We start from the raw sequence: 24,673 nt of genomic DNA on the forward strand, positions 1-24,673 counted from the left end.
AGGCCAGGGCCTACATTTCCACTCACATAGCCGGGGGCTAGCCGTTCTCGACGATGTCTTCGAGTACTGCGAACATCGTCCGCACCGGCACACCCGTGCCGCCCTTGCCGATGTAACCGAACGGCCCACCCGTGTTGTAGGCAGGACCGGCGACGTCGATGTGCGCCCACTCGACACCCTCGGCGACGAACTCCTTCAGGAACAGTGCCGCCGCCAACATTCCGCCCGCACGACCGTTGGTGACGTTCGCCAGATCCGCGACCTTGGAATCCAGTTCGCGGCGAATCTCCTTCGGCAACGGCATAGCCCAACCGTCCTCGCCGACGGCCTGCGACAGCGCCGCGACGCGGTCACGGAACGCGTCCGTGCCCATGACGCCAGGCGTGCGGTTGCCGAGCGCGACGACCTGCGCGCCGGTCAGCGTCGCCGTGTCGATCAGGTAATCCGGGTCGTCCTCACAGGCACGCACGATGGCGTCGGCGAGAACAAGACGTCCTTCGGCGTCGGTGTTGATGACCTCGACGGTGATGCCGCCGTACTGGGTCAACACGTCACCGGGACGCTGCGCGGTCCCGGACGGCATGTTCTCCGCCATCGGAACGGTAGCGACGACGTCGAGCGCGAGACCGACTTTGGCGGCGAGGATGACCGTCGCGATGACGGCGGCGGCGCCGGCCATGTCGGACGTCATGTTCTCCATGCCCGCGGCAGGCTTGATGGAGATGCCGCCGGTGTCGAACGTGATGCCCTTGCCGACGAGCGCGACCTTCTTCGACTTTCGCTTGCCTCCCGAATGGCTCAGCCGAACAAGCCGCGGCAGCCTCGACGAGCCCTTGCCGACGCCGTGGATGCCGCCGTACCCACCCTTTTCCAGCGCTTTGTCGTCGAGAATCTGGACACTCAGACCCGCCGCGGTGCCCAGTTCCTTGGCGCGCGCCGCGAACTCCTCGGGGTAGAGGTGGCTCGGGGGAGTGTTGACGAAGTCACGCGCGAGCGCGACGGACTCGGCAATGGCCAGTGACCGCGCCAGCTCCGACTTCGGCTCACGCGCACGAGGATTCGCCACGAGAAGTTCGACCCGAGCGACCGGGCCTGCGTCCGGACCCGGTGCGGACAGTGCGGACTTGAACTCGGTGAACGTGTACGCGCCGAGGTAGAAACCCTCGGCGGTCGCACCGAGATCCAGCGAGGACAGAGTGGTGGCAACGGTTCCCGTACCGCTCAGTGCGCGAGCCGCGGTGCCGGCCGACCGCCGGATGCGCTCGTCGTCGATGTCCGCCGACGCGCCGAGGCCCACACCGAGAACACTGGAGACACCCAGTGCGGAGGGCGCGGGAATGCGCGTGAGTTCGTCCGCCTTGCCCGTTGCGCCGACGCTGTCGAACGCGTCGAACAACGTCGTCGCGACGGCGTCGTCGAAGACGTCCTCGTCGGTGTGCAGTTCCAGCCCTTCGTCACTCGTGCTGAGTGCGACGACGAGCACGTCGACGTTCTTGCCGATTCGGCCGGCCAGCGCCAGCTCGGGTCCGAGAGTGCGGGATGAAGTCGAGGGCACGTGGCAGCTCCTACAGAGGGATCGATTGTGTCGGTCGGCTTCGATGGTAGTGACCCCCTCGGTGATGATCACCGCCGCGAGGGCTGTTGTCCGCTAGCGTTGGCGACCATGAGTGAAGCCGAGCTCGTTCGAGGTCCCGCGCACACCGTTCACGTCGAACTCGGTGCCACGTTCGCACCGTTCGGTGGTTGGGAGATGCCGGTGTCCTACGCCGGGGTCGTCGCCGAACACAAGGCCGTTCGAGAATCCGTCGGCGTCTTCGACGTCAGCCACCTCGGCAAGGCGATCGTCAGTGGACCGGGTGCAGCAGCATACGTCGACGCGACGTTGACCAACGATCTCGGCCGCATCCGGCCGGGCAAAGCCCAGTACACGTTGTGCTGCACCGAGTCCGGCGGGGTCGTCGACGACCTCATCGCCTACTACGTGAGCGACGAAGAGGTGTTCCTCGTTCCGAATGCCGCCAACACCGCAGCGGTAGTCGCGGCGCTGGCGGCGCAGGCACCCGACGATGTCACCGTCGCCGATCTGCACCGAGACTTCGGCGTGCTCGCCGTCCAGGGTCCGGGATCACGCGCAGTCGTGGAGAAGCTGGGCCTCCCGGCGAACATGGAATACATGGCCTTCGCGGACGCGACGTGGCAGGGGAAGTCGGTGAGGGTGTGCCGTACCGGCTACACCGGAGAACACGGGTACGAACTGATCCCCGCGTGGTCCGACACGGAAGCCCTGCTGCGCGCGCTGGCCGACGAGGTTCGAGGCGCCGGCGGGCAGGTCGCCGGACTCGGTGCCCGAGACACCTTGCGCACCGAGATGGGTTACCCACTGCACGGCCACGAACTGTCGCTGGACATATCCCCGCTCCAGGCCCGCTGCGGGTGGGCGATCGGCTGGAAGAAGGAACAGTTCTGGGGCAAGAACGCTCTCGCCGCGGAGAAGGCAGCAGGCCCCGTGCGCGTGCTCCGTGGAGTCAAGGCACTCGACCGAGGTGTCCTTCGCCCCGGCCTCACCGTCACACACGGCGGAGAGCAGATCGGAATCACCACGTCCGGCACTTTCTCGCCCTCGCTCGGAGTCGGAATCGCTCTTGCATTGCTCGATTCGAGCGCCGCGGTGACACCGGGAGACACTGTGGAGGTCGACGTGCGTGGCCGCGCCCTGGCGTGCGAGGTAGTCGCTCCACCCTTCGTCTCCGCCAACACCAAGTGAATAGCCGTGTGCGCGGAGGATTAAGATTCCACACATGACAGGCACTCCCGAATTCACCCGCGTGCAGCACCCCTCTCCGGCGCCGTCGGAAGCCAGAGAAGCAGTACTGGCCGCGCCCGGGTTCGGGAAGTTCTTCACCGACCACATGGCCATCATCGACTACACCGCCGAGAAGGGCTGGTACCAGCCGACGATCGCGCCGTACGGTCCCATCGAGCTCGACCCTGCCGCGATGGTTCTTCACTACGGCCAAGCCATCTTCGAAGGCCTGAAGGTGTACCGCCAGCCGAGTGGAGAATTCGCGTCGTTCCGAGTGCTGTCCAACGCGGAGCGCTTCCGTACGTCGGCGAAGCGGCTCGCGATGCCGGAACTACCCGACGAACTTTTCCTCGGATCGATCGAGCAACTGCTCGCTGTCGATCACGAGTGGGTTCCCGAGGCCGGCGGCGAAGACGCTCTGTACCTGCGTCCGTACATGTTCTCCACCGAGGCAGGCCTCGGAGTCCGGCCGGCGGACGATTACCGCTACATGCTCATCGCGTCACCCGCAGGCGCCTACTTCCCACGTGGCGTCAAGCCCGTCAAGGTGTGGCTCTCGACCGAGTACGTTCGGGCCGCGCCAGGAGGCACCGGTGCAGCCAAGTTCGCGGGCAACTACGCCGCGTCGCTCCTCGCACAGGCCCAGGCCAGCGACGAAGGCTGCGATCAGGTGGTCTGGCTCGACGCCATCGAGCGGCGCTACGTCGAAGAAATGGGTGGAATGAACCTGTTCTTCGTCTTCGGCTCCGGATCCGACGCCCGGCTCGTCACCCCGTCCTTGTCGGGCTCGCTTCTGCCGGGCATCACGCGCGACTCGTTGCTGACGCTGGCAACGGACTCCGGCATCCCCGTCGAGGAACGCCGGATCTCCACCGAGGAATGGCGCAAGGGCGCTGAATCGGGCGAGATCACCGAGGTCTTCGCATGCGGAACCGCCGCCGTCATCACCCCGGTCGGAACCGTGAAGTCCGCCGACGGTGAATTCGCCATCGCCGACGGCGAGCCCGGCGAAGTGACCCTCGCGCTCCGGGACACGCTGACCGGAATTCAGCGCGGCACCTTCGCCGACACGCACGGCTGGATGACCAAGCTCGGCTGACCAGTCTGCCTTCCGCGGATCGTCCGGTCAGGCGGAAGGCAGCCCCGCCAGCAACCCCACCACGACGATCGTCGTCGTCGTCTCCACAGCTGCGCCCAGAACGTCTCCGCTGACACCGCCGAACCGTCGGACACAATGCCGGACGCCCAGTGCGGCCGCGCCCAACGCGATGACGAGTACCAGCGGGCCCTGCCACCACCGACCGTCGACGGCGAGAGTCGATGCTGCAACAGCCAGTACCGCCCACGTGGACACCACGACGCGGGACTGCGAATCCGCAACCAGCGCACCGAAACCGGTGTCCGACGCGGGCCGGACGCCGCGTCGACACGCGAGAACGACGGCGACGCGCCCGGCAGCGACAGCGACGACGACAGACCACCACTGCTCGGCCGAGGCGAGAGCGCCGAACCCGGCGGCCTGAACGAGCATCACCAACCCGATGGCCGCGACGCCGAACGGGCCTGCGCTTCCGGACCGCATCACTTCACGGGCGCGCTCGGGTGGCCCATAGCACCCCAGTCCGTCAGCGGTGTCCGCCAGCCCGTCGATGTGCATGCCTCGGGTCAGCAATGCGAGCGCAGCGACGCCCAACGCCCCGGCCAGCACGGCAGGCAGAGACGCGGCAACCACGCCGATCCACAGAACGGCCGCCGCCGACACACCGAGCCCGACTCCCACCAGCGGTGTCCACCCGATCGCCGCACGGGCGTCGTCGCGACCGACCGTCTCCGGGCCGCGCACCGGCACAACCGTCAACCACGACAGTGCCAGGCGCGGTCCGATGAGCATTACGTGGTGGTGGTCTCGGTGCTGACCCCCGCGGCAGAGAACGTGGACATCTCACCGAGGGTCGCCACTGCCGCATGCACCACGTTGAGTGCAACAAGTGCACCCGAGCCTTCCCCGAGCCGCATGTCGAGTTCGAGGACCGGCTCGATACGCAAGTGGCGCAGTGCAATCGAATGAGCCGGCTCGGTCGAGCGATGACCGGCAACCCACCATTCACGCCCACCGCGAGCCGATTCCTCCGCGACCAACGCCGCAGCAGTGACGACGAGGCCGTCGAGAATCACCGGCGTACGACGGTGTGCTGCCTGCGCGAGAAAGCCCGCCATGGCCGCGATGTCGGCGCCCCCGGCGACTCGAAGCAACGCCACCGGATCCTTCACGACGGGCCGTGCCCGGCGCATCGCGTCACGGATCGCTGCGGTCTTCCTGATCCAACCTGCGTCGTCGACGCCGGTTCCCCGCCCGACCGCGGCGACGGGTTCGGTGTCGGTGAGCGCGGCGATCAACGTTGTTGCGGGAGTGGTGTTTCCGATTCCCATGTCGCCCGCGATCAGCAGATCGGCACCGCCGTCGACCTCCTCGTCCGCCACTGCGCGGCCCGCGTCGATCGCGGCGAGAACCTCGTCGGACGTCAGCGCATCCTCCCGGTCGATGGAACCGCTGGACCGGCGAACCTTGTACGCGCTCACCGTCGGATCGGTGTCGGTCGCGACCGAGATGTCCACGACCCGAACCGACGCCCCGGCAACCCCGGCAAGCGCATTGACCGCAGCGCCGCCGGCAGTGAAGTTGGCGACCATCTGCGCGGTGACCTCTGGCGGGTACGCCGACACCCCGTGCGCAGCCACACCGTGATCACCGGCGAACACCACCACTCGTGGCCTGACGATCGGCGACGGAGGGCATCGGTCCTGGCAGGCGGACACCCACTCGCCGAGCTCCTCGAGCCGCCCGAGGCTGCCCACGGGCTTGGTCAGCGATCGCTGCAGCTCCGAAGCATGCACTCGCGACTCCGCCGACGGAGGTGCCACGGGGCGCAGGGGCGTCGAGAAGTCCTCGGACTCCGAAGGGGCTGTCACAGGCGACCTTTCATCGAAAATCGGAACCGCTGTCATCGTCGGTCGTCGGGTCGTCGGACTTCAGCGGCAGCGGGAGGCCGGCGACGACCAGAACGACCGTCTCGCACGTGGCGGCCAGTCGGGAATTGAGGGTACCCATCTCGTCCTGGAACAGCCTGCCCGAGCGAGTCGCGGGAACCACGCCCCACCCCACCTCGGGACTGACGAGAACCAGATCGCCCCGGTACCGCTGCACGGCCGCACACAGCGCGTCGGTGGCTGGCGCGACGGTTCCTCGCGCCAGATCCCAGGCACCGGCGTCGTCGAGGGCGCCGGTCAACCAGGTGCCGAGATCGTCGACGATCGTCGTACCCGGATGTGCTTCGCGCAGCGTCTCCACCAACCCGTCCGACGACTCCACGGTGGACCACTCCGATGGACGACGCGCGCGGTGCGCGTCCAGACGAGCATCCCAATCCGCGTCGCCGGCGATGCGGCGTCCCGTCGCGACATATCGAACAACAGGCGCCTCGGCGGCAAGAGATTCCGCGTACGCAGACTTACCCGACCGCGTACCCCCGAGGACGAGCGTGCGCCGCACGGTACTCACGTGGGCCGCAGCGGTCAGACTGCTGCGCCGCGCTCGACGCGTGGCTTCGGCGCGCGCATCTTGCGCAACTGCGACGCGCGGACGAACGCGTACCAACCGAGGCGGAAACCACCGTCGGTGGTGTCCGGGAAACGCTCACGCACCCGATTGTTGATCTGACGGCCGATGAAGATGCCCTCGATCACCATGAACAGCATCATGACGAACATCGCGAGAGTCACGAACGCCTGAACGGCCGGGCTGAGGAACAACGCGAAGATCAGGAGTAACGCCAACGGCATGAACAAGCCGACGAGGTTGCGTCGTGCATCCACCAGATCGCGCGCAAAGGCCCGAACCGGACCCTTGTCGCGGGGGAGCAGGTACTTGTCCTCACCGGCCAGCATCCGTTCACGACGCTCGGCAGAGGCAGCACGCCGCTCGGCTGCGGCTTTCTTCCGGTCGTCCTTGGAGCCGCGGTTCGCCTTCCTGCGCTCGCGGGCTTCCTTGCTCGTCATCGGCGGTGGGGCGACCGGACCGCGGCGCCGCGCCTCGGCTTCCCGACGCTTCGGCGTCGGGCGACCCTTGCCGACGGCAGGAGCCGTCTGGTCCGTGGCGGGGGACTCGACGGACTTCGAATCGTCCCCGTCCGAATTGTCAGAGTTTCCGCGGCGTAGCAACTTCACCCTCCCAGGTTATGGGATGACGACGAAGTCCTGAACACCGGCCGCGTCGGACACGTCCGAAGTCCGGGGTTTCATACGATCGAATCGGTCTTCGACGCCCGTGGCTCGTGAGGAATAAGCGGGAGCGGAGTACGGTTGAGGCGTTCACGGGTTTGGTACGACTGACAGGGAGAGCCCATGACCGTCTCGAACGAGACCATCACGCACAAGGTCACGATGACAGAAGCCGCGTCGTCGAAGGCCAAGGCGTTGCTGGATCAAGAAGGCCGCGACGACCTCGCACTGCGCATTGCTGTGCAGCCCGGTGGTTGCGCAGGTCTGCGCTATCAGCTCTTCTTCGACGATCGAAGCCTCGACGGCGACCTCGCGGTCGACTTCAACGGCGTCACGCTCGCCGTGGACCGGATGAGTGCTCCGTACGTCGAGGGTGCGTCCATCGATTTCGTGGACACCATCGAGAAGCAGGGCTTCACGATCGACAACCCGAATGCCACAGGCTCGTGCGCCTGCGGTGATTCGTTCAACTGAGTTTTCAGCACAACCTCTGACCGGTACTCGCTCGCGGGTACCGGTCAGAGGTCTGTTCACACCCAATCGCCACGTGAGTGGAAATGTAGCCCAGGGGGCACATTTCCACTCACATAGCCCGTCTCGCCAACCGAAAGGCCCACCCACGTGACACTCGCGGTATCGGGATCGATAGCCACCGATCACCTCATGCGATTTCCGGGCAAGTTCGCCGAGCAGATCGTTGCCGATCAGCTGTCGAACATCTCGCTCAGCTTCCTCGTCGACGATCTGGTGATCCGCAAAGGCGGAGTCGGCGGGAACATCGCATACGCACTCGGTGTCCTCGGCGGATCACCGCTTCTCGTGGGAGCCGTCGGACCGGACTTCGGCGAGTACCGCGCGTGGTTGGAAGCCAACGGCGTCGACTGCGGGGGCGTGCGAGTCTCGGAGTCCGCGCACACCGCTCGATTCGTGTGCACGACCGACGAGGACATGGCTCAGATCGCCTCGTTCTACCCCGGTGCGATGAGCGAAGCTCGTGACATCACGATCGACGGATTGGTGTCCTCGAGTCCCATCGAACTCGTTCTCATCGGTGCCAACGATCCCGACGCGATGATCGCGCACACCGACCAATGCCGCGCGAGCGGAATTCCGTTCGCAGCCGATCCGTCGCAGCAGCTGGCGCGACTGACCGGCGAGCAGGCAATTGCCCTCGTCGACGGCGCGACCTACTTGTTCACGAACGAATACGAGTGGGGACTGCTGCGTCAGAAGACCGGACTGTCCGAGGCGGAAATCGCCGCGAAGGTCGGACTGCGAGTCACCACGCTCGGCAAATCCGGTGTGGAGATCGTCGCCGCTGACGGTACGAGGACGCATGTCGAGGTCGTACCGGAAACAAGCAAGGTCGACCCGACCGGCGTCGGTGACGGATTCCGCGCTGGATTCCTGCTCGCGCACCGCGCCGGTGCGACGGTCGAGCGCGCCGCCCAGCTCGGCTCGCTCGTCGCGGTTCTCGTGCTCGAGACCACCGGTACTCAGGAATGGACCTTCGTGCGCGACGACGCACTGAAACGTCTCGGCGCGGCCTACGGCTCCGTCGCGGCCGAGGCGATCGGCGCACTCCTGCCGTCGTAGGTCGCTCGGTATCGCAGTCCTCACGTCGATGGCCCGCACGCAACAGTCGAGATCGTTGCGTGCGGGCCATCGAAGTTCAGGTAGAGATTCAGACCAGCCTGTGCGCCGTCAGAGGTCCACCGGGTATGTCGGCTCCGCGATCTCCGGGACGATCCGCTTCTCCACGAAGATCCCGTGCCACACCATGAAGATCAACACGGTCCACAGCCGTCGGCTGTGATCGGACTTGCCGTCGCGGTGCTCGTTCAGCATCGCGGTGATGGCCGTCTTGTTGAGGATGTGATCGGTCTCCGACGCGGCGATCTGCTCGTGCGCCCAATCGAACAATTCGGTTCCGCGTAGCCAGTGCCGAAGAGGGACCGGGAAGCCCAGTTTCGCGCGATGCAGAACATGGCCGGGCACGATTCCTTCGAGCGCCTTCCGCAGGGCGTACTTGGTGGTGTCCTTCGTGATCTTCTGCTCCAACGGCAGCTTCTCGGCGACCGCGAACACCTCGTTGTCGAGGAACGGGACACGCAGTTCGAGGGAATTCGCCATGGTGATCTTGTCTGCCTTGACCAGAATGTCGCCGCGCAACCACGTGAACAGATCGAGGTGCTGCATTCTCGCCACCGGATCCCAGCCCTGCGACTGTGCATAGATCGGCGCCGTCACGTCCGTGTGCGTCCACTCCGGACGGAAATCGCGCAGTACCGCCCTGAGCTGAGCGTCCCCGAAACTTCGCGCATTGCCGTAATAGCGCTCCTCGAGCGACATGGATCCGCGGTGCAGCAAACTCTTACCCCGCGTACCGTCGGGAATCCTCTCGCTCAGAGCGCCCGCCGCGCGACGCAGACCCCTCGGCAGGTACTCGAACGGTTTGAGCGACAGCGGCTCCCGATAGATGGTGTAGCCACCGAAAAGCTCGTCGGCGCCTTCACCCGACAACACGACTTTGACGTGTTTGCGTGCTTCCTTCGCCACGAAGTAGAGCGGCACCAGAGCCGGATCCGCGACCGGATCGTCGAGGTACCAGACGATCTCCGGAATCGACGCTGCGAACTCCTCGGGGCCGACGACCTTGACGACATGCCGAGCCCCGATCGCGGCGGCCGACTCCGCGGCCACATCGACCTCCGAGTAGCCCTCACGCTCGAAGCCGGTGGTGAACGTGATCAGGTTCGGATTGTGGCGCATCGCCAGAGCCGCGATGGCCGTCGAGTCGATGCCGCCCGACAGGAACGATCCGACGGTGACATCGGCCCGCATGTGCTTGGCGACCGAATCCTCCAGCGCCTCGGCGATCTCCTTGTAGCGAGCCGCCTCGGAACCCGCCGCGAACGGCTTCACCGGGAACTTCGGCGTGAAGTACCGAGTGACCACCGGAGTCCCACCGGGGGAGAGGGTCGCGTAGCAACCGGACTCGAGGCGTCGGATCTCACGATGCAGCGTCTCCGGCTCGGGTACGTACTGCAACACCGTGTAGTGCTCGGTTGCTCTCGCGTCGAGGTCAGTGCCGATACCCACCAGGTCCGTCAGCTCCAGCAAGCTCTTCTTCTCGCTGCCGAACGCGGTGCCGCCCGGACCGGTCGCCATGAACAGCGGCTTGATACCGAACGGGTCACGCGCCAGAAACAGCTCGCGCGTCTCCGTGTCCCAGATGGCGAACCCGAACATGCCACGCAGCCGTCGCACAGCCGTCGGACCCCAGTAGTGGAAAGCCGCCACGATGGACTCGCCGTCGCCCTCGGTGAAGAACTCGGCGCCGTGATCGCGAGAGAGTTCCTCCCGCAGTTCGAGGTAGTTGTAGATTTCGCCGTTGAACGTCAGTGCGTAACGCGTCGGGTTCTCGGGCGGCCCCCACCGAAGCGGCTGATGTGAATGAGCGATGTCGATGATCGACAGACGATTGAATCCATAGATGATGTCGTCGTCGTGCCAGGTGCCCGGTTCGTCCGGTCCGCGGTGGCGCATGCAGTGCATGGCGGAGGACACGAGGTCGACTCCCGCAGCATCGGTGCCGGTCGACGTCAGTACACCGAGTAGTCCACACACAGCGTCTGCTACCTCGTTTCGCAGTTGGGGATTGGTCCGCTGCCACGGCGTCAGCATCCTGACGCCCCAGGCGGCACGGAAACCTCGAGTATGCCGCAGACACGGTACGCGCAACGCGGGCGACCCAAGAGTGGTGATGCGACGGCTTTGGTCTACGCTGCGTAGTACTAGGGCATCCGCATGTGGAAGCCCTCATTCTTCAGTGGTGAGCGATCAGGAAGGCGTGAACGTGGCGCAGAGTCGGATCCTTCGGCGAGCTGGGCTAACAGTATTTCTCGGCTTGGCCGCGTTGCTGTTGTCGGGTTGTTCCATCGACAACGATGTTCTGCGCTTCGGCTTTCCGTCGGGCATTACTCCCCAGGGCAAGTCGATTCGAGAATTGTGGACCTGGTCCGTGGTGGCAGCCCTGATCATGGGCATCATCGTGTGGGCCCTGATCTTCTGGGTGGTCATCTTCCACCGCAAGAAGAAGGACTCGCCCGAGTTCCCGCGTCAGACGGCATACAACGTGCCCCTGGAGCTGTTCTACACCGCAGTTCCCTTCGTCATCATCGCGGTGCTGTTCTACTTCACCGTCGTCGTGCAGAACTACGTCGACGAGAAGGAACCGAATCCGGATGTGACCGTCGACGTGACGGCGTACCAGTGGAACTGGAAGTTCGGCTACCAGACGGTGGACCTGAAGGACGGCGTCGTCAAGTACGACGGCACCGACCTCGAAGCGCAGGCTGCAGCCGAAGCCGCCGCCGATCCAGGTGAGGGTGCCGAAGGTAGCGAGGACGGCGAATTCGTTCCCGGCGCAATCCACGGTGCAAGCCCGCAGGATCTGTCCTACCTGCACTACAACAAGATCGAGACCGTCGGCACCAGCAACGAGATTCCGGTTCTGGTCCTCCCGACCGGTAAGCGCATCGAGTTCGTTCTTGCCTCCTCGGACGTCATCCACGGTTTCTGGGTTCCCGAGTTCCTCTTCAAGCGAGACGTCCTCCCGAACCCGAAGGAAAACCACTCGGACAACGTCTTCCAGATCTCCGAGATCGAACGCGAAGGCGCCTTCGTCGGCCGCTGCACCGAAATGTGCGGCACATTCCACGCCATGATGAACTTCGAGGTGCGCGCAGTATCCCCGGACGACTTCCAGGAATACATCGAGCTTCGCAAGCCCGAATCCGACGGCGGAGAAGGCCTCACCAACGCTCAGGCGCTGGAAGCAATCGGCCAGTCCCCGATCGCCACCAGCACCATCCCGTTCACCACGGACCGCTCGCAGAAGTCCGAATCCGTCGCCGAAGGCAACTGACCCAGGAAGAATGCTGAAATGAAAATCGAAGCCAAGATCTTCGAGATCCTGACTGTCTTCTTTCTTCTCGTCGGGATCGTGTACGCCCTCTTCACCGGATTCTCACGGACCGGCGTCGAATGGGCAGGTGTCACGGCCATCGCACTGTCGGTCGGTCTGACACTCATCATCGGAACGTACTTCCGATTCGTCGCCCGTCGTCTCGACACTCGTCCCGAAGACTTCGACGATGCAGAGATCAGCGACGGCGCAGGCGATCTGGGCTTCTTCAGCCCCGGAAGCTTCTGGCCGATCCTGCTCGCCGGCGCCGCATCGGTCACCGCCATCGGATTCGCGTTCTTCCTCTGGTGGCTCATCGCCTTCGGTGTCGTGCTCGTCCTGTCGGCAGCCGCCGGACTGGTGTTCGAGTACCACCTCGGACCAGAGAAGCACTGAATTCACACAGCTCACACGACGACTGACGCCGACTCCCGATTGGGGGTCGGCGTCAGTCGTTTCTGCGTGTCGTACAGCGGCCACGTAACAGTCTTTGCCCGACGGACTTCGCACGGTGGGTCCAGTGAGTCCCTCAGGACGCGTCGGCCTGACGATCGGCGTCGGCAAGGGTGGCCGCAACCTGATCGAGCGACAAGCCCAGCGTCCGGCACAGCGCCGCAACAGTGAAGAACGCAGGCGTCGGAATCCGGCCCGTCTCGATCTTGCGCAACGTCTCCACCGAAATCCCCGCCTGCGCCGCAACATCCGTCATCGTTCTCGGCCCGCGAGTAGCGCGAAGCAACTCACCCAAGCGAAGACCTCTCGACAGCTCCTCGGGGGACAACGGAATACGAACCATGTCACCAATAGTAATACCGGCCCACGCCGTCCAAGACCTCCGCCTCGCTGGGTAGCCGCACCGAACGTCACGTTCAGTCACTTGGAGTGACCGAACGCCACATTCGGTCCTACAGGTGGACTTTCCGAGGTGACCGAACGTCACGTTCAGTCACTTGGAGTGACCGAACGCCACATTCGGTCCTACAGGTGGACTTTCCGAGGTGACCGAACGTCACGTTCAGTCACTTGGAGTGACCGAACGCCACATTCGGTCCTACAGGTGGACTTTCCGAGGTGACCGAACGTCACGTTCAGTCACTTGGAGTGACCGAACGCCACGTTCGGTCCTACAGGTGGACTTTCCGAGGTGACCGAACGTCACGTTCAGTCACTTGGAGTGACCGAACGCCACATTCGGTCCTACAGGTGGACTTTCCGAGGTGACCGAACGTCACGTTCAGTCACTTGGAGTGACCGAACGCCACATTCGGTCCTACAGGTGGACTTTCCGAGGTGACCGAACGTCACGTTCAGTCACTTGGAGTGACCGAACGCCACATTCGGTCCTACAGGTGGACTTTCCGAGGTGACCGAACGTCACGTTCAGTCACTTGGAGTGACCGAACGCCACATTCGGTCCTACAGGTGGACTTTCCGAGGTGACCGAACGTCACGTTCAGTCACTTGGAGTGACCGAACGCCACGTTCGGTCCGCGAGGGAGCCGGGAGGCAGACGGGTGAAGGGTGCCGGATGCAGGAGGGTGGGGGAGGGGAGGGGGTACGACATACGACGAGGGCGGCACCGGATCGGTGCCGCCCTCGTCGTGGTTCTGCGTGTAGCTAGTGCTCGCTGTCGCTTTCCTGGCGTGCGGGTGAGTGATCACCGTTGCCGTTCGAAGCGTGGCCGTTCGAGCCGTTGCCGTTGTGACCGTTGGCCCCGTTGCCGTTGCCATTGTGGCCGTTGCCGTTGTGGCCGTTGGAACCGTTGCCGTACAGCGACGTCTGGTAGTCCTTCAGCATTTTCAGCTGCTCGAGTTCGCCGTGGTGCAGTGCTTCCTCGAGTGCCTTGCTTTCGGAGACAGGGTCGGGACGGAAGAGCGATCCGGATCCGGGCTTGCCGGCCGAGCCGAGCTTGCTCATCTTCTTCGGGACAGCTGCGCCCTGGTAAGGCAGAGCGATGGGGTGTCCGTGGTCGTCGACAGGTCCGAGCGGCTGGTGCACCTCCACGTACTGACCGTGGGGGAGACGCTTGATGATGCCGGTCTCGATTCCGTGGTCGAGTACTGCGCGGTCACTGCGCTGCAAGCCGATGCAGAAGCGGTAGGCCACGAAGTAGGCGATGGGCGGCAACACCAGTATGCCGATACGGCCGATCCACGTCATTGCGTTCAGGGAGATGTCGAGCTTGTACGCAATGATGTCGTTGATGCAGGAGAGCGTTGCCACCACGTAGAACGCCAGAGCCATGGCACCGATCGCGGTGCGGACCGGTACGTCGCGGGGACGCTGCAGCAGGTTGTGATGAGCAGTGTCTCCGGTGAGGCGCTTCTCGATCCACGGGTACGCGATCATCACGGTGAAGACGAGGCCCATGATCAGGGCGACTGCGAACACTGCGGGGATCGTGTAGCGGTTGGCGATGTAGATGTCCCATGCCGGCCACAGTCGGGCCAGTCCGTCTGTCCACATCATGTAGAAGTCGGGCTGCGAGCCGGCGGATACCTGAGCCGGGTTGTACGGGCCGAGGTTCCAGACCGGGTTGATCTGCAGCAGACCGCCCATGAGTGCGAGTACACCGAACGTGACTGCGAAGAACGCACCGGACTTGACGGCGAAGACCGGGAGAATGCGAACGCCGACGACGTTCTTCTCGGTGCGGCCGGGTCCGGGGAACTGCGTGTGCTTCTGGTACCAGACGAGTGCCAGGTGAGCCGCGATCAGCGCGAGGATGATGGCGGGCAGCAGTAGAACGTGGGCGACGTACAGGCGCGGGATGATGATCGTGCCGGGGAAGTCGCCGTCGAAGATCAGCCAGTGCAGCCACGTTCCGACGATCGGGACGCTCATCGTGATGCCGGAGAACGCGGCGCGGAGGCCGGTGCCGGAGAGCAGGTCGTCGGGGAGGGAGTATCCGAAGAAGCCTTCGAACATCGCGAGGATCAGCAGCAGGCAGCCGATGACCCAGTTGGCCTCACGGGGGCGACGGAACGCACCGGTGAAGAAGATGCGCATCATGTGGACGATGATCGACGCGGCGAACATCAGCGCTGCCCAGTGGTGGATCTGCCGCATGAACAGACCACCGCGGACCTCGAACGAGATGTCCAGTGTCGTGGCGTACGCCCGAGACATGGTCACACCGCGCAGTGGTTCGTAGATGCCGTTGTACTCGACCTCGCTGAGCGAGGGGTCGAAGAACAGCGTCAGGAAGACACCGGACAGCAACAGGATGATGAAGCTGTACAACGCGATCTCGCCGAGAAGGAACGACCAGTGCGTCGGGAACACCTTGTTGATCTGACGGCGCAGACCCGGTGCGAGGTGGTACCGACTGTCTACGTCGTTCGCCTGCTTCGCTGCGAGTGTCTGCAGTGAAGGACTCATGATTCACTCTCCGCTTCGCGGTTCGGACGCTCCCAGAAGGCAGGTCCGAGGGCTTCTATGAAGTCCCCGTTGGCAACGAGGAAGCCTTCTTCGTTCACGGTGATCGGCAGCTGTGGCAATGCGCGAGCGGCGGGGCCGAAGATCGGCTTGCCGTATTCCAGCGCGTTGAACTGCGACTGGTGGCACGGGCACAGGATGCGGTTCGTCTGCTGCTCGAACAACGAAGTCGGGCAACCCAAATGCGTGCAAATCTTGGAGTAGGCGAAGTAATCGCCGTAGTTGAAGCTTTCCTGGCCCTTGCGCTTGATGGCCGTCTCCGCGTCCTCGGTACGAAGACGAATGAGCATCACCGAGTTACGAATTCCACGCAGCGACATGAGAAGCGCGTGGTCGTCGTCGCGATCGGCCTCGCGGAACGGGAACACAGTCTCCATGGCTCCGGCATCCATATCCTCGGGGCGGACCAGAACGACGTCGTGTGGCCGTCCGGTATCGCGCCTGAGATAGATCGTCTCTCCAGGGTAGCGCGGCGTCCAGCCGGACACCCAGAGCGGAGACTTGTCACCTTCGGCCCACGGATTCTTGATCAGGCCACCGAGCGGCATCAGCGCCATGATTCCGAGTGCGCCACCGCCGAAGAACAGTGAACGCTTGATGACCTTGCGACGACCGATCGTCGACGTCTCCAGCGAATCGCCGAGCTCGGCGACGACGGTCTTGCGGTCGACCTCGGACGAACCACCGTCGTGGCGGTCCTGGATGGACACCTCTTCGGGGATGAACTTCTTGGTGAACTGGACTGCGCCGACGCCGACACCGAGGATCGCCAGACCCATGGTGAGGCCGATCAACGGGGTGTACAGCGAGTAGGCGCCGTAGTTCTCTTCGCCCATGCCAGCGTACTGCCAGGGCCAGAACAGGTAGATCGCGATGAACGCGACCGCGGACACGCCGGCGAGAGTGAACCAGGCAGCAACGCTGCGCTCGGCCCGCTTCTCTGCGCGGGTGCCCTTCACAGCCCAACGGTCGCGACGGTACGCGACGTCCACGTGGTCGAGGTTGGTGCCGAGTTCGACCAACTGCTCACGTGTCATACCGGCGAGTTCCTCGTCGGTGTACTTCTTGTTCAGATCCACCTTGTCGACCTTCGCGCTGTCATCGTGGCCATGGCTTGTGCGTTCGGGATCGGCTTCGCTCATGACCGTGATCCGATCCACATCGTCGCGCCGACGACGGCAGCGATTCCGACAACCCAGATAGCAATCATTTCCGTACCGGGTCCGAAGCCGCCGAGTCCCCACCCACCGGGAGCCTTGGTCTCCTGAGCGGACTTCACGTAGGAGATGATGTCGATCTTCTCTTCCTGCGTCAGCTGACGGTCGGAGAATTTCGGCATGTTCTGTGGGCCGCTGATCATGGCCGCGTAGATCTCCTGCTCCGATGCAGGTCCGAGCGGGGGAGCGAACTTACCGGAGGACAGTGCGCCGCCCTCACCGGTGAAGTTGTGGCACGACGCACAGTTCAAGCGGAACAGTTCGCTACCGCGAGCGACGTCGCCGCTGGCGAGCGAGGACTGCGCGATTTCGCCGTTGCTGTCGCGGATGACCGTGGGGCCTCCACCGTTCTCCTGGATGTACGCGCCGAGAGCGTCGATCTGCTTGTCGTCGAACTTCGGTGGCTTACGGATCGCCTGAGCTTCGTTACGTACGGCAGGCATACGTCCCGAGGAGACCTGGAAGTAGACGGCAGCTTCGCCGACGCCGATGAGGCTCGGGCCGCGGTCCTGCACACCCTGCAGGTTGACGCCGTGGCACGTGACGCACGAGGTGTCGTACAACTGCTTGCCTTCGCGGATCAGAGCGGCCGAATCCTGATCGGCCGTCGCGACCTGCGGGGTGGGGGTCAGAGCCGATGCGAGAAATCCTGCACTCAGGAGTCCCATCATCAGCACGAGCGCACCGGTCACACGGCGACGAGTCTTGCGCTTGCGCCTGTTCTTGGCTGCGGCATCGGATGCTGCTGGGGGAGATGAACTCATCTTCTATCCCTTGTCGTGTCGGGACGGACCGAACGGCCTGGGGCTGATACAGGTCGTTCGCTGCGGTTGGCGAAGTGAAAACACTTGATCTGCTTTATGTCTACTAGCGGATGAAGTAAATGGTGGCGAACAACGCGATCCACACGATGTCGACGAAGTGCCAGTAGTAGGACACGACGATCGCGGCGGTGGCCTGTGCCGGCGTGAACTTACTGACAAGCGTTCGAGTAATGAGGAAGACGAATGCGATCAGACCGCCGATGACGTGCAGTCCGTGGAATCCGGTCGTGATGTAGAAGACCGATCCGTAGACGCTCGAGGAGAGCGTCGTGCCTTCGTGAACCATGTGGTAGTACTCGTAGCCCTGTCCGGCCACGAAGAAGATGCCCATCGCCAGGGTGATGACGTACCAGCGTCGCAGTCCGAAGACGTCACCGCGCTCGGCGGCGAAGACCCCGAGCTGGCAGGTGAACGACGACGCGATCAACACGGCGGTGACCGGAACGGCGAGCGCGAGGTTGAGCTCGGTCGGTTCCGGTGGCCAGTTTCCGTTTGCCTGCGCCCTCGCGACGAAGTACATCGCAAAAAGTCCAGCGAAGAACATGAGTTCGCTCGACAGCCACACGATGGTGCCGACGCTGACCATATTGGGACGGTTCAGCGAGTGCACGCGTTGGGTGATTGCCGATCCTTGAGTCCCTACAGCGCTCGTCACAGAAAGAAGTATGACTGCTCGTAGTACCGGAGGCATACTCGGGTCCGGTCTTGGCGCGTCGCCGACGCAGGGGTGATTGCCGGCTCCCGCGTATGGCCAGGTCAAGGGCATCGACCACGCTGCGCATAGGTTGTCGTGCAAGGCTCGCCTCATGGCAACGAACGGTGGCGCATCATGGTTCCGGCGGTTGTTCGGAGGGACGAAGACTGTTCCTCTCGACCCCGCCAGGGACGATTTGGTGGTAGTGGCATTTTCCTTCGACGACGCCGAATCGTGTTCGACGGCGCTCGGTCGCGGAGCGGCTGCGGGATGGGTCGACACAGCGGAGGCGGTGTTCCGTCATCACCTGGTGTTGCCGCCGGACCAGATCGAGGACGCGACGTCCGTCGCCGCGCAGGACGGGTACGAGCCGGTGATGGATCCGCGCCCGCGCCCGGAGATTCCGACCATCGGTTACCGCCCGAGTGTCGAGGGCGGTGTCGGCCTGACGCTGCAGCGGGTGCAGGTGATCGACGCGTTGCACTGCTCACAGGAACGCTCGCGAATGGCCGGTCTCGCGCAGCGGCGAGGTGGTGTGGTCGAGGGGTGGGATGCGCTGCAACCTGGAGGGGCGTCTCCGTCCGGTGCTGACTAGGCTTTCGGTCGCACGTCGCGGACTGCCGATCGAGGGCGTCGAGCTCTGGAACGGCCGAGGAAGGTATGGGGAGTAGTCGATGACAGATGCGAGCAACGGTGTGCCGAGCAGGACCTGGAAGGCCGTACTCGGTGCGCTGACGTCGAACGTCGATCTCTCCGCCGACGACACGGCCTGGGCGATGGACGAGATCATGTCCGACAACGCCACTGCCGCTCAGATCGCGGCCTTCGGTGTCGCTCTGAAGATGAAGGGTCCGACTCCGGAGGAAGTGAGCGGACTGGCGAACTCGATGCTGGGCCATGCGACCTTGGTCGACAGCGAACCGAATGCCGTCGACGTCGTCGGTACGGGTGGCGACGGCGCCGACACGGTCAACATCTCGACGATGGCCGCCCTCGTCGTGGCGTCGGCCGGAGCTCCGGTGGTCAAACACGGCAACCGTGCTGCGTCTTCGCGAAGTGGGACGACGGATGTGCTCGAGGCCCTCGGAGTGAAGTTCGGGCTCGGAGCGGACGGTGTCGCGACCACGGTCCGAGACGTGGGAATCGGGTTCTGTTTCGCGCCTGTCTACCATCCGGCGCTGCGTTTCGCGGGCCCTCCGCGGAAGGAGATCGGCATCCCGACGGTCTTCAACGTGCTCGGTCCCCTGACCAACCCGGGGCGGCCGCGGGCGGGTCTGATCGGCTGTGCGTTCGACTCGTTGCTTCCCGTCGTGGCCCGGGTGTTCGCCGGTCGTGGCACCAGCGCATTGGTCGTCCGTGGTGACGACGGCCTCGACGAGATAACGCTGTCCACGACGACGACAGTGCACATCGTGTCGGGTGGCGACGTGACGGTGGCCAGGATCGACCCGAGGGACTTCGGGTTCGATCTCGTCGACATCGACGCGCTCCGCGGAGGCGACGCTGCCTTCAACGCGCAGGTGGCTCGGGAGGTGTTCGCCGGCAAGCATGGTGCGGTGCGCGACGCAGTCCTGCTGAACGCCGCTGCGGCACTGACGGCGCACGACGGGATCACGTCCGGGATCGTCGCCGACGACTTGACCGGTCTGCTGAAGCGTGGTGTCGAACGTGCTGCTGCCGCCGTCGATTCCGGAGGAACCGCAAGCCTGCTCGATCGATGGATCGCACGGTCCAACGAACTCGATTGACGGGGTCGCTGCGCCCGGCCGACTACTCGCCTATGGAGAAGCCCGCTTCTATGTCCGCGCTGGAGTAGGACTGGAACGCGATGTGGGTGGCGGTGTTCACGACACCGGGCACCTTGTTGATGTGCTGCGTGATCACGTCGGCGATCTGTGCGTGGTCCCTGACCTTGACGATCGCGATGAGGTCCACGTCCCCTGCACACGAGTAGACCTCGGTGACGCCGTCGACGTCCGCGACCGCCTGTGCGGTCTCCGGGATGGCGTGCGACTCGGCATCGATCATGACGATTGCGTTGATCATGCTGCCGAGTTTAGAGCGCCGCACGAAGGTGGGCGCCGACGCCGGTGTCCTCCACCGGTGTGACGGCCATCGCGCGTTCGTGCCTGGACACGGTGCGAGCGGTGGTGCACCACTGCCGCCACCCTCCGGCTCCGTGAACGGGCTCTGCGTATCCGTCGGTGGTCCGGACGATCCTGACGCCGTCGGATTCGAGCCAGCGGCCGACGAGGGCTACTTCCTCCGGTGATGCGCCTCGAAAGGGCGTGGAGTCCGGCACGACGGTTTCCGCGGCTGCCACGATCGCTTCCACGACGGGCATCGGGTGCACTCGGCGCGCGGTGACGGCCGATGCAGCGAGGCGGCCGTGGCGGACCACGGCCAGTTCCCACCCACCGTCCGGCGCACGTCGGGCGACGATCAGCTCGGCGATCGCCGCGATGGCTGCGAGCCGGTGCATCCGGCGTAGAACGTCTGCAAGCGAAGCGAGCCTGTCTCGAAGCCTGGCTGCGGACTCGAACAGCTCGGCATCGGACAGCGCGGAGATTCGATCCCGCGCGGCCTGAAGCGCACAGTCGTCGCGTCCGTGTGCGAGCTCGACGAACCGGCCCGGCAAGATTGCGTACTCGTCGGGCGTGAGTGGCGTGGGGCCACCCGCGGCGCACCCGCCGACAGCTTCGCCCGGACACGCGTGCAGGGAGGTGCGGGGGATGCGGCGAGTGCAGGTACGGATACCGAGTACCTCGGAGACGAGCGCAGCGGCGTCGGCGGCATCACCGCGGGCGCCGAAGGGGCCGATCGAGTTCTCCGTCGGTGAGCGGACGACGGAGAGGCGTGGAAACGCCTCCGTGGTCGTCGTGATCCACCAACCCTTCTTGGGGAACTTGGAGCGGCGGTTGTACGGGGGGATGTGGGCGCACAGAAGTCGAAGCTCGCGCACTCCGGCTTCGAGGGCATGGGCGCATTCGACGTGGTCGACGCCGACGGCGAGGCCCACCATTTCCTTCATGCGGCCACGCGTCTCGGACCCGGTGAAGTAATTGCGCACGCGCCGCTGCAGATTGTTCGACGTGCCGACGTACAGCACCTCGTTGCCCGGTCCCTTGAAGAGATAGACGCCCGGGGTACGGGGTAGGTGAGAGGCGAGTGAGCGTTTGGCTCTCTGCCCGGCCGACACAGCAGGCAGGTAGTCGACGAGTTCCGCGTAGCTGTGGACACCCTGATTGCCCACTCGCTCGATCAAAGCGTGCAGTACGTCGACCGTTGCTCGTGCATCGTCGAGGGCGCGGTGGGTGGGTACGGTGCTGACCTGGAAGAGCGAGGACAGTGCCGACAGTTTCACCGAGGGTGCCTCGTCGCGGGTGAGTACTCGTCGGGCGAGTTTGACCGTGCAGAGCACCTGGAACTTGGGCCAGGCGATGTCCAGCCGTGACGCGGCCGCCCTGAGGAAAGCAGTGTCGAAGCGGGCGTTGTGTGCGACGAGGACCGAGCCGCGGGCGAACTCGAGAAAGCTGGGCAGCACTCGGTCGATCCGAGGGGCGCCGATCAGCATGGCAGTGGTGATCCCGGTGAGCTCGACGATGTACGGCGGAATGGATCGGCCCGGGTCCACCAGCGTCGCGAATTCGGCGATGACCTCGCCGCCCCGAATCTTCACCGCCCCGATCTCGGTGATCGCTTCGGTGTCCGGGCTGCCACCTGTGGTCTCCAGGTCGACTACGACGAACGTCGTGTCGTGCAACGGAGTGTCGAGCTCGTCGAAGCTCAGCTGAATCGGGACGCTCACGAGTGCAGACGGTAGCGACAGGCACCGACAGCAATGCCGATCTTGCTCGGGACGCTGAACGTGTCGGAGTGGATCGCTAGGTTTCGCCGTGAAGGGTCGATCAAACGGGAAAGAGATGGAGATCACATGATCATCGATTGCAGTGATTGCAAGGTCCGTGACATCGCGTGCGCAGACTGTGTCGTGACGGTGTTGCTCGGACCGCCCGGTACGGCCGAGGGGCGTCCGGTGGACGTCGGGATTCCGCGCCCTCGGATAGCGCTCGACCAGGAAGAACTGGGGGCCATGGATGTTCTTGCCGAGAGTGGTCTCGTGCCGAAACTACGTCTCGTCGTCGGCCCGGAACAGGACCCTTCCGGGGGTTCGTTACCGGCTCGTGACACAAGCGGGGATCGACGCGCGATCTAGGGTCGAATCGACTTCTTCGGGTCGCTTCGGCGAGTTGGGGTCGACACAGGGGTATGCCGTTTCGTAATCTTCCTGAGACCTTGCGGAGTCTCGCCAATCCAAACCGGAGCGGCGTCGCAAGTCACCGCCTAATCGGGATGCTCGCGAGAGCGCCCGTACCGGGAACCCGATTTCCATTGGGGTGAATCCTGCTTCGGCCGCTACCAGCGTCCGGGTGGGTAGGGCTGATCTTCCCAGCCCGAACCCGTCAGCTAACTCGGTCGGCGGATGAGTGGAAGAAACGGAGCAACCCTTTCTCGTGGCGTCACATACTTCAACCCGCCAATTGCGTCGAATCCTCGTAGCCGGCGCGATCACTGCCGGTGCGGTCGTTCTGCCCGCAGCCCCCGCAATGGCGGCCCCCATCACCATCCCCGGAGTCGGTACCTTCGAGATTCCGGAAATCCCAGGTCTTCCGCCGCTGCCGACCGAGATCCCCGGTCTGCCTGCGGCTCCCGCACCGCTCGCACCACAGGTCACCCCGGCTGCCAAGGCAGTTCAGGCCGCCGAGTCGAAGATCGGATCGCCGTACGTCTACGGCGCTTCGGGCCCCGACTCGTTCGACTGCTCCGGACTCGTTCAGTGGGCGTACAAGCAGGCCGGCATCAGTCTGCCGCGCACCAGCTACGACCAGGCCGCGGCAGGCACCCCCGTGTCGCAGTCCGACCTGCAGCCGGGCGATGTCGTCTCCTTCTACGGCGGATCGCACTCCGGAATCTACGCGGGCAACGGCAACGTCATCCATGCGTCGACGTCGGGTGTCCCCGTCAAGGTCGCGCCCGTCTCGTCGATGCCGTTCGACGGAGCACGTCGCTACTGATTCGATGATCGTGTGTAAGGACAGCACCAGGAGTGAGCCTCACGGGCTCGCCTGGTGCTGTTTTTCGTCAGGCACCGGTGCGTGGAGCCTGGCAGGTCGCCGAATGGACTCGTCGGCTGCCGAACCGTAACCTGTTCGAGACTGTCGACCTCGATGGAGCAGGATCGAGTTCCGGAAAAAGTCCGAAATTTCGGTCTCGTTCCACGCTCGCGGGCACCTACTCCTGGGTAGGGTTTGTTTCTTCGCCGAAAGTTTCATCTCGGCGCACCCCTTTGGACTACGAACTGCAAGAACGGAGAGTCACCTTTCGTGGCGACACCGACTGTCAAGCGCGTCACCCGCTCGAAGAAGGGCATTCTCGCGGCGGCCATTCTCGCGGCCTGCCTCGTCGTCTCCCCAACAGCCGTGGCCGGCGCGCAACCGGGTGTCGACAGTGCGTCCGACGCCCAGACGCGGCTCGCAGATCTGTCCCGGGAGTCCGAGCAGACGACGGAAGCTCTGCACAACGCCCAGATCGACCTGGATGCGAAGACGGCCGTGCAGCAGGACGCCGAAGCCGCTGTAGGTGCGCACCAGGCCGAGCTGGATCGGGCCCAGGAGGCCCTGGCGCAGGTGAAACCGGCCGTGGACAAGGTGGCCAACGCCAACTACCAGGGTGGCCGCACCAACCGCCTGTTCGCCGTGATGGTCAGCGACTCTCCACAGCAGCTCCTCGATCAGATGTCCGCACTCGACGTGATCTCCGCCGAGACGGCGCGTCAGGTGGAGCAGTTCAAGCAGGCCAGTGCCGATGCCGCGGCGGCGGATCAGGCAGCACGTGCCGCGGCCGACGCTGCGCGTGCAGCAGCGGAGCAGGCCAAGGTCGTCAGCGACGATCTTCAGGCCAAGCAGAGCGAGCTCCAAAGTCAGATGGCGGAGGTCATCGCCAGCTTCAACGCACTGTCCGGAGCGGAGCAGGCCGAGCTTGCGGGTTCGCCTCTGCCGCCCGGGTTCGATCTGTCCAAGATTCTGTCCAACCTCATCCCCGGGTCGGGTTCCGGTGCCCTGCAGGCTGGGCTCACCCAGATCGGTAAGCCCTACGTGTGGGGCGCGACCGGACCGGACGGCTTCGACTGCTCGGGCTTGGTCGTGTGGGCCTACAAGCAGGTGGGAAAGACCCTGCCGCGGTCCAGTCAGGCTCAGGCCGCGGGCGGCGCTCCCGTCGATCAGAAGGACCTGCAGCCCGGAGACGTCGTGCTCTTCTACCCCGATGCGTCTCACGTCGGCCTGTACGCGGGCAACGGCAACGTTCTGCACGCCTCGACGTTCGGCGTCCCGGTGAAGGTGCAGTCCATGGCGTCGTTCCCGTACTACGGCGCACGTCGCTACTGATCTT

Annotated in this window: 24 protein-coding genes and 1 riboswitch; of the genes, 11 read left to right on the plus strand and 13 right to left on the minus strand. The window is 64.6% G+C overall.

Annotation, left to right across the window (positions count from 1 at the left end):
* Nucleotides 1-37: 37 nt before the first annotated feature.
* Nucleotides 38-1,555, minus strand: a complete 1,518-nt coding sequence (locus tag CH289_RS20670; RefSeq protein WP_019665983.1) for a leucyl aminopeptidase — start codon at nucleotides 1,553-1,555, stop codon at nucleotides 38-40.
* Nucleotides 1,556-1,663: 108 nt separating this feature from the next.
* On the opposite strand from CH289_RS20670, the gene gcvT reads away from it, so the two are divergent.
* Nucleotides 1,664-2,764, plus strand: coding sequence for a glycine cleavage system aminomethyltransferase GcvT (gcvT, locus tag CH289_RS20675; RefSeq protein ID WP_179276844.1), 1,101 nt, complete (start codon nucleotides 1,664-1,666; stop codon nucleotides 2,762-2,764).
* Nucleotides 2,765-2,798: 34 nt separating this feature from the next.
* A complete protein-coding gene (locus tag CH289_RS20680) occupies nucleotides 2,799-3,902 on the plus strand; it encodes a branched-chain amino acid aminotransferase (RefSeq protein ID WP_033188543.1) in 1,104 nt (367 codons plus the stop codon).
* Between the two features lie 27 nt (nucleotides 3,903-3,929).
* Here CH289_RS20680 and CH289_RS20685 read toward each other — a convergent pair whose 3' ends face one another.
* From CH289_RS20685 to CH289_RS20700, 4 genes are read right to left on the minus strand one after another with little or no spacing between them, the layout of a single operon-like run.
* Entirely contained in the window at nucleotides 3,930-4,694 is a 765-nt protein-coding gene (locus CH289_RS20685) for an adenosylcobinamide-GDP ribazoletransferase (RefSeq protein ID WP_037180793.1), read from the minus strand.
* Nucleotides 4,694-5,809 (minus strand): nicotinate-nucleotide--dimethylbenzimidazole phosphoribosyltransferase, encoded by a 1,116-nt coding sequence (cobT, locus tag CH289_RS20690; protein WP_462052409.1) that lies wholly within the window; start codon nucleotides 5,807-5,809, stop codon nucleotides 4,694-4,696. The genes CH289_RS20685 and cobT overlap by 1 nt, the downstream gene beginning before the upstream one ends.
* The gene (cobU, locus tag CH289_RS20695) at nucleotides 5,784-6,362 is read right to left on the minus strand and encodes a bifunctional adenosylcobinamide kinase/adenosylcobinamide-phosphate guanylyltransferase (protein ID WP_094628971.1); all 579 of its coding nucleotides are present in this window, start codon (nucleotides 6,360-6,362) and stop codon (nucleotides 5,784-5,786) included. The genes cobT and cobU overlap by 26 nt, the downstream gene beginning before the upstream one ends.
* 14 nt (nucleotides 6,363-6,376) lie before the next feature.
* Nucleotides 6,377-7,027, minus strand: coding sequence for a DUF3043 domain-containing protein (locus CH289_RS20700; protein WP_019665977.1), 651 nt, complete (start codon nucleotides 7,025-7,027; stop codon nucleotides 6,377-6,379).
* Nucleotides 7,028-7,204: 177 nt separating this feature from the next.
* Between CH289_RS20700 and CH289_RS20705 the strand changes: the two genes are divergently transcribed.
* Nucleotides 7,205-7,555 (plus strand): HesB/IscA family protein, encoded by a 351-nt coding sequence (locus tag CH289_RS20705; RefSeq protein ID WP_019665976.1) that lies wholly within the window; start codon nucleotides 7,205-7,207, stop codon nucleotides 7,553-7,555.
* Between the two features lie 147 nt (nucleotides 7,556-7,702).
* On the plus strand, nucleotides 7,703-8,677 hold the full coding sequence (locus CH289_RS20710) for a carbohydrate kinase family protein (protein ID WP_094728456.1): 975 nt from the start codon (nucleotides 7,703-7,705) through the stop codon (nucleotides 8,675-8,677).
* Between the two features lie 108 nt (nucleotides 8,678-8,785).
* Here the strand turns inward: CH289_RS20710 and asnB are convergent, their stop codons facing one another.
* Nucleotides 8,786-10,711, minus strand: a complete 1,926-nt coding sequence (gene asnB / locus CH289_RS20715; RefSeq protein ID WP_094728505.1) for an asparagine synthase (glutamine-hydrolyzing) — start codon at nucleotides 10,709-10,711, stop codon at nucleotides 8,786-8,788.
* Nucleotides 10,712-10,934: 223 nt separating this feature from the next.
* On the opposite strand from asnB, the gene ctaC reads away from it, so the two are divergent.
* Together ctaC and CH289_RS20725 are read left to right on the plus strand one after the other, a co-directional pair.
* Nucleotides 10,935-12,011: an aa3-type cytochrome oxidase subunit II gene (ctaC, locus tag CH289_RS20720; protein ID WP_026347926.1), complete on the plus strand. Its 1,077-nt coding sequence runs from the start codon at nucleotides 10,935-10,937 to the stop codon at nucleotides 12,009-12,011.
* Between the two features lie 18 nt (nucleotides 12,012-12,029).
* Complete coding sequence (locus CH289_RS20725; protein ID WP_019665972.1) at nucleotides 12,030-12,446, plus strand: cytochrome c oxidase subunit 4; 417 nt, start codon at nucleotides 12,030-12,032, stop codon at nucleotides 12,444-12,446.
* 133 nt (nucleotides 12,447-12,579) lie between these two features.
* Here CH289_RS20725 and CH289_RS20730 read toward each other — a convergent pair whose 3' ends face one another.
* From CH289_RS20730 to ctaE, 5 genes are all read right to left on the minus strand, one after another.
* On the minus strand, nucleotides 12,580-12,846 hold the full coding sequence (locus tag CH289_RS20730) for a helix-turn-helix domain-containing protein (protein WP_080733917.1): 267 nt from the start codon (nucleotides 12,844-12,846) through the stop codon (nucleotides 12,580-12,582).
* 821 nt (nucleotides 12,847-13,667) lie between these two features.
* Complete coding sequence (gene qcrB / locus CH289_RS20735; RefSeq protein ID WP_094728458.1) at nucleotides 13,668-15,431, minus strand: cytochrome bc1 complex cytochrome b subunit; 1,764 nt, start codon at nucleotides 15,429-15,431, stop codon at nucleotides 13,668-13,670.
* On the minus strand, nucleotides 15,428-16,630 hold the full coding sequence (qcrA, locus tag CH289_RS20740; RefSeq protein WP_371828572.1) for a cytochrome bc1 complex Rieske iron-sulfur subunit: 1,203 nt from the start codon (nucleotides 16,628-16,630) through the stop codon (nucleotides 15,428-15,430). The genes qcrB and qcrA overlap by 4 nt, the downstream gene beginning before the upstream one ends.
* Entirely contained in the window at nucleotides 16,627-17,469 is an 843-nt protein-coding gene (qcrC, locus tag CH289_RS20745; protein WP_019665968.1) for a cytochrome bc1 complex diheme cytochrome c subunit, read from the minus strand. Before qcrC ends, qcrA begins: the two co-directional genes overlap by 4 nt.
* Before the next feature lie 103 nt (nucleotides 17,470-17,572).
* On the minus strand, nucleotides 17,573-18,184 hold the full coding sequence (gene ctaE / locus CH289_RS20750) for an aa3-type cytochrome oxidase subunit III (RefSeq protein ID WP_026347923.1): 612 nt from the start codon (nucleotides 18,182-18,184) through the stop codon (nucleotides 17,573-17,575).
* A 151-nt stretch (nucleotides 18,185-18,335) separates the two neighbouring features.
* Here ctaE and CH289_RS20755 point away from each other — a divergent pair, with 151 nt between their 5' ends.
* Both CH289_RS20755 and trpD read left to right on the plus strand, forming a co-directional pair.
* Nucleotides 18,336-18,818 carry a hypothetical protein gene (locus tag CH289_RS20755; protein WP_179276845.1) on the plus strand — a complete coding sequence of 161 codons (483 nt, stop codon included), beginning with the start codon at nucleotides 18,336-18,338 and terminating at the stop codon, nucleotides 18,816-18,818.
* Nucleotides 18,819-18,897: 79 nt separating this feature from the next.
* Nucleotides 18,898-19,971, plus strand: coding sequence for an anthranilate phosphoribosyltransferase (gene trpD / locus CH289_RS20760; protein ID WP_026347921.1), 1,074 nt, complete (start codon nucleotides 18,898-18,900; stop codon nucleotides 19,969-19,971).
* A gap of 22 nt (nucleotides 19,972-19,993) precedes the next feature.
* Here trpD and CH289_RS20765 read toward each other — a convergent pair whose 3' ends face one another.
* Together CH289_RS20765 and CH289_RS20770 are read right to left on the minus strand one after the other, a co-directional pair.
* The gene (locus CH289_RS20765) at nucleotides 19,994-20,269 is read right to left on the minus strand and encodes an Lrp/AsnC family transcriptional regulator (protein WP_019665964.1); all 276 of its coding nucleotides are present in this window, start codon (nucleotides 20,267-20,269) and stop codon (nucleotides 19,994-19,996) included.
* Nucleotides 20,270-20,279: 10 nt separating this feature from the next.
* Nucleotides 20,280-22,031: a DEDD exonuclease domain-containing protein gene (locus CH289_RS20770; protein ID WP_019665963.1), complete on the minus strand. Its 1,752-nt coding sequence runs from the start codon at nucleotides 22,029-22,031 to the stop codon at nucleotides 20,280-20,282.
* Nucleotides 22,032-22,157: 126 nt separating this feature from the next.
* Here CH289_RS20770 and CH289_RS20775 point away from each other — a divergent pair, with 126 nt between their 5' ends.
* From CH289_RS20775 to CH289_RS20785, 3 genes are all read left to right on the plus strand, one after another.
* Nucleotides 22,158-22,439, plus strand: a complete 282-nt coding sequence (locus CH289_RS20775) for a hypothetical protein (protein ID WP_019665962.1) — start codon at nucleotides 22,158-22,160, stop codon at nucleotides 22,437-22,439.
* A 115-nt stretch (nucleotides 22,440-22,554) separates the two neighbouring features.
* Nucleotides 22,555-22,720: riboswitch (cyclic di-AMP (ydaO/yuaA leader) on the plus strand.
* A gap of 17 nt (nucleotides 22,721-22,737) precedes the next feature.
* Nucleotides 22,738-23,298: a C40 family peptidase gene (locus tag CH289_RS20780; RefSeq protein ID WP_027498846.1), complete on the plus strand. Its 561-nt coding sequence runs from the start codon at nucleotides 22,738-22,740 to the stop codon at nucleotides 23,296-23,298.
* A 309-nt stretch (nucleotides 23,299-23,607) separates the two neighbouring features.
* Nucleotides 23,608-24,669 (plus strand): C40 family peptidase, encoded by a 1,062-nt coding sequence (locus CH289_RS20785; RefSeq protein ID WP_019665960.1) that lies wholly within the window; start codon nucleotides 23,608-23,610, stop codon nucleotides 24,667-24,669.
* Nucleotides 24,670-24,673 lie beyond the last annotated feature (4 nt).

The sequence above is a fragment of the Rhodococcus sp. RS1C4 genome, from assembly GCF_002258225.1.
GTDB lineage: Bacteria > Actinomycetota > Actinomycetes > Mycobacteriales > Mycobacteriaceae > Rhodococcoides > Rhodococcoides fascians_E.